The following is a 6,112-nucleotide window of genomic DNA, read 5'->3' as shown; positions in this document are numbered from 1 at the left end:
GCTTCGGAGACGGACTTCAACTTCGTGCGCAAGCTGATCGAAGAGCGCCGCGTACCGGAAGACGTGACCATCGAGGTGCTGACGCAGTCACGCCCCGATCTGATCGAGCGCACCTTCGAATCGCTGCGCGGCGCGCCGCGCGCCATCGTGCATCTGTATGCGCCCATCGCGCCGCAATGGCGCCGCATCGTATTCGGCATGACGCGCGCCGAGGTCAAGGAGATCGCCCTTGCAGGCACCCGGCACATCCGGGCACTGGCCGATGCCCACCCTGAAACCGAGTGGATTTACCAATACTCGCCAGAGACGTTCAGCCTGGCCGAGCTGGATTTCTCGCTGGAGGTCTGCGATGCGGTCAGCGCCATCTGGGGCCCCACGCCCGCCCGCAAAATGATCATCAACCTGCCCTCCACGGTCGAATGCACGACAGCCAACGTGTATGCCGATCAGATCGAATGGATGCACCGCCATCTGGCGCGGCGCGACAGCATCGTGCTGAGCGTGCACCCGCACAATGACCGCGGCACCGCCGTGGCCTCAGCCGAACTGGCCGTGATGGCCGGCGCCGACCGGGTCGAAGGCTGCCTCTTCGGCAACGGTGAACGCACCGGCAATGTGGATCTGGTGACCCTGGCCATGAACCTGGACCTGCAAGGCGTGCGCAGCGGCCTGGACTTCTCCAACATGGCCGCCGTGCGCGAATGCGTCGAGGATTGCAACCAGTTGCCCGTGGATGTGTTCCACCCTTACGCGTTCACGCACGCAACGCCAGCAGCGCCTCCTGCAGATGGCGCAGCCCCCGGCTAAGCGGCTTGTCTCGGCGCAGCACGATGGCCAGGTCGCGCGATAGACGCGGCGTCAGCGAACGCACGACGAGTGCGTCGCGCTGCCCCGCGCCGGACACGGCAAGTTTCGGCAGCACCGCGCAACCCAGGCCGGCAGCCACGATTTCCTTCATGGCTTCGGTGCTGCCCAGTTCCATGACGGGCTTGGCCGCCACGCCCGCCGCTTCGAACCAGTCGTCGACCAGGCGGCGGGTTCGGGCGCCGGGTTCGAACAGCACCAGCGGCAGCTTCGCCAATGACAGCGGCGTTGCGGCGGCGGGAATGGCGGCCGGGTCGCGGGCGGGAAAGATCGCCACGAACTCGTCTTCCAGCACAGGGGAGGCCTGGAACATGCGGCCGGGCGCGGGCAGCGTGACCAGCGCCATGTCCAGCGTGTTGTTCTCCAGCCCTCGCAGCATGTCGGACGTATTGCCGGTGCTGGCCACGATATCCAGCGCGGGAAAGCGTTGTCGCAGATCGGCCAGCACGGGTGGCAGCAGATAGGTGCATGCGGTGGCGCCCGTGCCCAATCGGATCCGCCCGGATACCTGCGAAGCATGCGCCGACATCGCTTGTTCCGCCTGCGCCAGCGCGGTGTCGATGACGCGGATATGGGCCAGCAATTCCAGCCCGGCGGCGGTCGGGCCGGCGCGGCGGCCGATGCGTTCGACCAGCTTCAGGCCGAAGCGGCGTTCCAACTGGCGAATTTGCAGGCTGACGGCGGGCTGGGTCACGCCGCCGCGCTCGGCGGCGGCCGAAAAACTGCCCAGTTCGACAACCCGCGCGAACATGCGCAGATGGTCCAGGTTCAAGCCACGCATCGCCTCTACCCAAAGTTTTGCTTATGAAAATCATAATAAACCAAAGCTTTATTAATGCTTTGCCTTGCGCGACACTGGCAACTGGTTTTTCCCTTTCGACCCTTCCCCCCTGTCATGCCGACCTCCCAGCCTACCGTTCTGATCCGCGACAGCGCGGACGCGGACCTGCCCGCCATCAAGACCCTGTACGCCCACCACGTGGAGCACGGCACTGCCTCCTTCGAGCTTGAACCGCCCTCCATTGCCGACATGCGCCAGCGCCGCGGCGCCGTGCTGGAAAAGGAAATGCCCTATCTGGTGGCAGAGATCAACGGCGAGGTCGTCGGCTACGCCTACGTCACCCCTTACCGCCCGCGCCCCGCCTACCGCCACACGGTGGAGGACTCCGTCTATGTAAAGGCGGGCCGCAGTGGGCTGGGCATCGGCGGCAAGCTGCTGGCCGCGCTGATCGAACGCTGTACCGCCGCGGGCTGGCGCCAGATGCTGGCCGTAGTCGGCGACAGCCGCAATGCGGCGTCCCTGGCGCTACACGCCAGCCAGGGCTTTCATCCGGTCGGCACCCTGCGGTCGGTCGGACACAAGCACGGTGAATGGCGCGATACGGTGCTGATGCAACGCGCCCTGGGCGCAGGCGACGCCACCCCGCCGCAGCGGCCGTGATCCCGCCGCGCGCGATTGTCTGCCTGGGCCTGACCCAGCTGGTTGGCTGGGGCGTGACGTTCTATCTGATTGGCGCGCTGGGCCCCGCAATGACGGCGGACCTGGGCTGGAGCTCGGCCACGGTCTACGGCGGCTTTTCCGCCGCGATCGTGACGATGGCGTTGGTGTCACCACTGGCCGGCATGGCGGTGGACCGCTGGGGCGGCCACCGCGTCATGCCGTTGGGCGCGATGACCGCCGCCGTCGGTTGCGCGTTGCTGGCCGCCGCGCATGCCGTTCCCGTGTATTTCCTGGCGTGGACGCTACTGGGCATCGGCATGCGCCTGTGTCTGTACGACGCGGCCTTCGCGTCGCTGGCCCGCGCCGCCGGTCCCACCGCGCGCCGCCCCATGTCGCAAATCACGCTGTTCGGCGGTTTGGCCTCCACCGTGATGTGGCCCGTCGGCCACGCGCTATCCGGCTGGCTGGGCTGGCGCGGCGCGGTGCTGGTCTACGCCGCGCTGGCCTTGGCAACGGTGCCGTTGTATCTGGCGCTGCCCCGTCAACGCTACGCCGCCCCGGGCGCCACCGCCGCCCGGCACGCCACTGGCCTGACCCGCACGGCCAATGAACGCCGGCAAGCCGGCACGCTGTATGCGGTCATCGTGATGCTGACCAACTTCCTGGCCGCCGGCAACGCCGCCCACCTGATTTCCCTGCTTGCCGGCCTGGGCCTGGCGACGACGGCCGCTGTCAGCGTCGCCGCCCTGTGGGGGATAGGCCAATTCGCCGCCCGCGTGGCGGACGTCGCGCTGGGGTCGCGGCTGCATCCGCTGACGCTCACGCTGGCCGTCAGCACCTTGCTTCCCCTGTGCTTTTTGCTGGCCCTGCTGTCGCACGGCAATCTTTACGCCACGGCCGCTTACGCGTTGCTCTACGGCGCCTGCAACGGACTGATGACCATCACCCGCGGCACGCTGCCACTGGCCTTGTTCGATTTCCGCAGCTACGGGACGCTAGTTGGCGCGCTACTGATCCCCAGCTTCCTGCTGACCGCCACGGCGCCGGTCGCCTATGCCTTTGTGCTTGAGCACTACAGCGCGCGTGCGGCGATGGGGATATCGGTGGGATTGGCTGCGGCCATCCTCGCGGCCGCGTTCGCGCTGCGGTGGCGCTTTATCGCCCGGACTCGGGCATGATGGCGGCGCGGCGCGCGCGCTGCTCGGCCAGCGCGCGGGCGAGTTCTTCGCTCGTGACCGGTTTGGAAAACAGTAAGCCTTGCATCAGTTCGCAGCCGGCATCCAGCGCGGCCCGATAGTGCCCGTCGGTTTCGATGCCGTTGACCACGGTCGTGATGCCCAGGTCCTTCGCCAATTGGCATATGGACCGCAGCACCTTCTGGGAATCCGGATTGCGCGCGGCATTCCAGACGATGTTCTTTTCCAGCTTCAGGCCAGCCAGCGGCAGCGTCGACAGCCATTCCAGGTTGTTGCTGCCCTTGCCGAAGTCGTCCAGCCAAACCTGGACCCCCAAACTCGTGAACTCCTCGAGAATGGCGCGCATATCGGCCGAGCGGATGTGGGAAGTGGCCTCTTCGGTGATTTCAAGACGAAGGTCCCGGGGCGAAAGGCCGTGCGAGAACACCCCGAGCAGAATCGCGTCCACCACGTCCCGGCGAGCAAAACTCTGGGGAGAGACATTGATGTTGACCGCCATGCCCGCCCCGTCTTCGGTCTGCCGCCAGCGCGCCTGGTCGGCGGAGATGGTCCGCAGCCCCCAGCCGACCAGCGCATGCGCGGCCTCTGACGCGCACGCATCCCGCAGCAGGCCGTCGATGTCGGTCACCCCACCGCTGGCCTCCTTGCGCCTGAGCAGCGCCTCTGCCCCCACGATCTCGCGCGTTTGCGCCGACACGATCGGTTGATAGTGGAATAGCAGCCGCTCGTCCTGGATCGCCGCCAGCAGCGGATACTGGGACGCGTCAGCCTTGGGCAGCAGCGGCCGGATGGGCGTGGATTCCGGCGTGTCGTCCCGGCCGCCGTCCAAGCGCAACTCACCCGAGAACGAATATCCCTTGCCGCGCATGCTTCGTATCGGAATGGAAGCGCCCGCGACATTACCCTTGCGCTTCAAACGGCTGACAATCAGATCCAGCGAGCGCCCGTTGCTGGCGATATCCGCGCTTTCCATCATGAAATCGCCCCGCCCGACCATTTTCTCGGGGTGCCGGAGCATGGCTTTCATGATCGATCTTTCCATCCGCGTCAGGCTGATGCCGACGCCTGCGGGCGAGAGCAGGGTCCATTCGTTATCCCCCAGCCGCCATGCTTTTTCCGATGGCGGGGGGCTTGCCGCCACCGGCCCGGCCGCCGGGTCGGGCCGGCGCGCAGCATGGCTGGCGGGCGCATACGAAAGGGTCAGTTTGCGCTGCGCGGATTGAATGGCGGCCGCCACTTCGCTGTAGCTGATGCTGGCGCCGTAACAGCTGTCCGCGCCCGCCAGCAACGCATTGATCCGCACCGTGGGACTCTCGATGTCGCGTATCGCGATGATCGTGGAGCTTAGAAAACTCGCCCGCAACTGGCCAATGGTGATGTCCAGGTCCCGGGGCAGGCACAAATGCACCAGGACTTCGCCTGACAGGCGCGTCGTCGACCCATCCAGCAGCGAGACGGGATTCAAAATAAAACCGATTTGCTCGAGGGAATTCGAAATTCCCCGCTTTGCAAACTCGTTATCGAAAACGAGAATAATCCGCGACCGATTCATAATGATTAAGCCCTGATTGATAATGCCGTTCCAGCGAACGGTATCGAAATGTCTAGACGCATTTCCATACCTGGAACAGAGTCGCAAAAAAAGGGGCCTGAATACGAAAAGGTCGGTTTTAAGTCATTTTTTATTGAATATTCCTCATATTTATATGAAAAATATTCAACATATCAAAATAAACCTCAAAAATCTGCGAAACATAGCGACACGCATCATTGGCGGGCGCACCGCGAAAATATGCGCCGTCAGGCCTGCGCGGCCGTCCATTTTTCCCAGCCGGCGCGGCGCAGCTTGCACGCCGGGCACGTCCCGCAGCCGTAGCCCCAGGCGTGGCGCGCGCCGCGCTCGCCCAGATAGCAGGTGTGGCTTTCTTCGACGATGGTCTCGACCAGCGCGTCGCCGCCCAGTGCCTGGGCCAGTGCCCAGGTCTCGGATTTGTCGATCCACATCAGCGGGGTCTCGATCGTGACACGGCTTCCCAGGCCCAGGCCCAGCGCCACCTGCTGTGCCTTGATCGTGTCGTCGCGGCAATCGGGATAGCCCGAGAAATCGGTTTCGCACATGCCGCCGACCAGCACGTCAAGCTGGCGCCGGTAACCCAGCGCCGCCGCCAGCGTCAGGAAAAGCAGATTGCGGCCGGGCACGAAAGTGTTGGGCAGGCCATTGGCCTGCATCTCGATGGCCCGGTCGCTTGTCATCGCGGTATCGCCCACCTGGCCCAGCACCTTGAGGTCCAGCAGGTGATCCTCGCCCAGCCGCGCCGCCCATTGCGGAAAACGCGTGCGGATATCGCGCAGCACGTTCAGGCGGGCGTCGAGTTCGATGCGGTGCCGCTGGCCGTAATCGAACGCCACTGTCTCCACATGGGCATAGCGGTCCAGCGCCCAGGCCAGGCAAGTCGTGGAGTCCTGCCCGCCCGAAAAGAGGACAAGCGCGCGGCGTTGATGATTTTGCATAAAGGGGGCTTCTAGAAAGACGAAGGGAACAGGCGAACTTTAACGCAGCCCCGGCGCCTTTCCCGTAAGCAAGCCTGCGTAAAATCGGATCCGTTTCCCA

The 6,112-nt window shown here is 65.1% G+C and carries 6 protein-coding genes; 3 read left to right on the top strand and 3 right to left on the bottom strand.

Translation table 11 applies throughout. The annotated features are described in order from the left end of the window. The coding region (locus ACE039_RS10645; protein ID WP_485822346.1) for a 2-isopropylmalate synthase at window positions 1–807 on the top strand (807 nt) is incomplete at its 5' end. Here ACE039_RS10645 and ACE039_RS10640 read toward each other — a convergent pair. Beyond that, window positions 755–1,645, bottom strand: coding sequence for a LysR family transcriptional regulator (locus ACE039_RS10640; RefSeq protein WP_448708215.1), 891 nt, complete (start codon window positions 1,643–1,645; stop codon window positions 755–757). The genes ACE039_RS10645 and ACE039_RS10640 overlap by 53 nt on opposite strands. A 114-nt stretch (window positions 1,646–1,759) precedes the next feature. Here ACE039_RS10640 and ACE039_RS10635 point away from each other — a divergent pair, with 114 nt between their 5' ends. Both ACE039_RS10635 and ACE039_RS10630 read left to right on the top strand, forming a co-directional pair. After that, entirely contained in the window at window positions 1,760–2,305 is a 546-nt protein-coding gene (locus ACE039_RS10635; RefSeq protein WP_105558697.1) for a GNAT family N-acetyltransferase, read from the top strand. Further along, the gene (locus ACE039_RS10630) at window positions 2,302–3,483 is read left to right on the top strand and encodes an MFS transporter (protein ID WP_485822345.1); all 1,182 of its coding nucleotides are present in this window, start codon (window positions 2,302–2,304) and stop codon (window positions 3,481–3,483) included. The genes ACE039_RS10635 and ACE039_RS10630 overlap by 4 nt, the downstream gene beginning before the upstream one ends. On the opposite strand, the gene ACE039_RS10625 is transcribed toward ACE039_RS10630, so the two are convergent. Together ACE039_RS10625 and queC are read right to left on the bottom strand one after the other, a co-directional pair. Continuing rightward, window positions 3,461–5,140: an EAL domain-containing protein gene (locus ACE039_RS10625; RefSeq protein ID WP_485822344.1), complete on the bottom strand. Its 1,680-nt coding sequence runs from the start codon at window positions 5,138–5,140 to the stop codon at window positions 3,461–3,463. The genes ACE039_RS10630 and ACE039_RS10625 overlap by 23 nt on opposite strands. A 161-nt stretch (window positions 5,141–5,301) precedes the next feature. Further along, window positions 5,302–6,012, bottom strand: a complete 711-nt coding sequence (gene queC, locus ACE039_RS10620) for a 7-cyano-7-deazaguanine synthase QueC (RefSeq protein WP_485822343.1) — start codon at window positions 6,010–6,012, stop codon at window positions 5,302–5,304. Between the last annotated feature and the right edge of the window lie 100 nt (window positions 6,013–6,112).

Source organism: Achromobacter maghribensis (assembly GCF_057334215.1).
This window is presented reverse-complemented; position numbering and strand designations above follow the sequence as displayed.

Coding starts and splice junctions, on each gene's coding strand:
- queC (WP_485822343.1), bottom strand. CDS start 6,012: ATGCAAAATCATCAACGCCGCGCGCTTGTCCTCTTTTCGGGCGGGCAG.
- ACE039_RS10635 (WP_105558697.1), top strand. CDS start 1,760: ATGCCGACCTCCCAGCCTACCGTTCTGATCCGCGACAGCGCGGACGCG.
- ACE039_RS10640 (WP_448708215.1), bottom strand. CDS start 1,645: ATGCGTGGCTTGAACCTGGACCATCTGCGCATGTTCGCGCGGGTTGTC.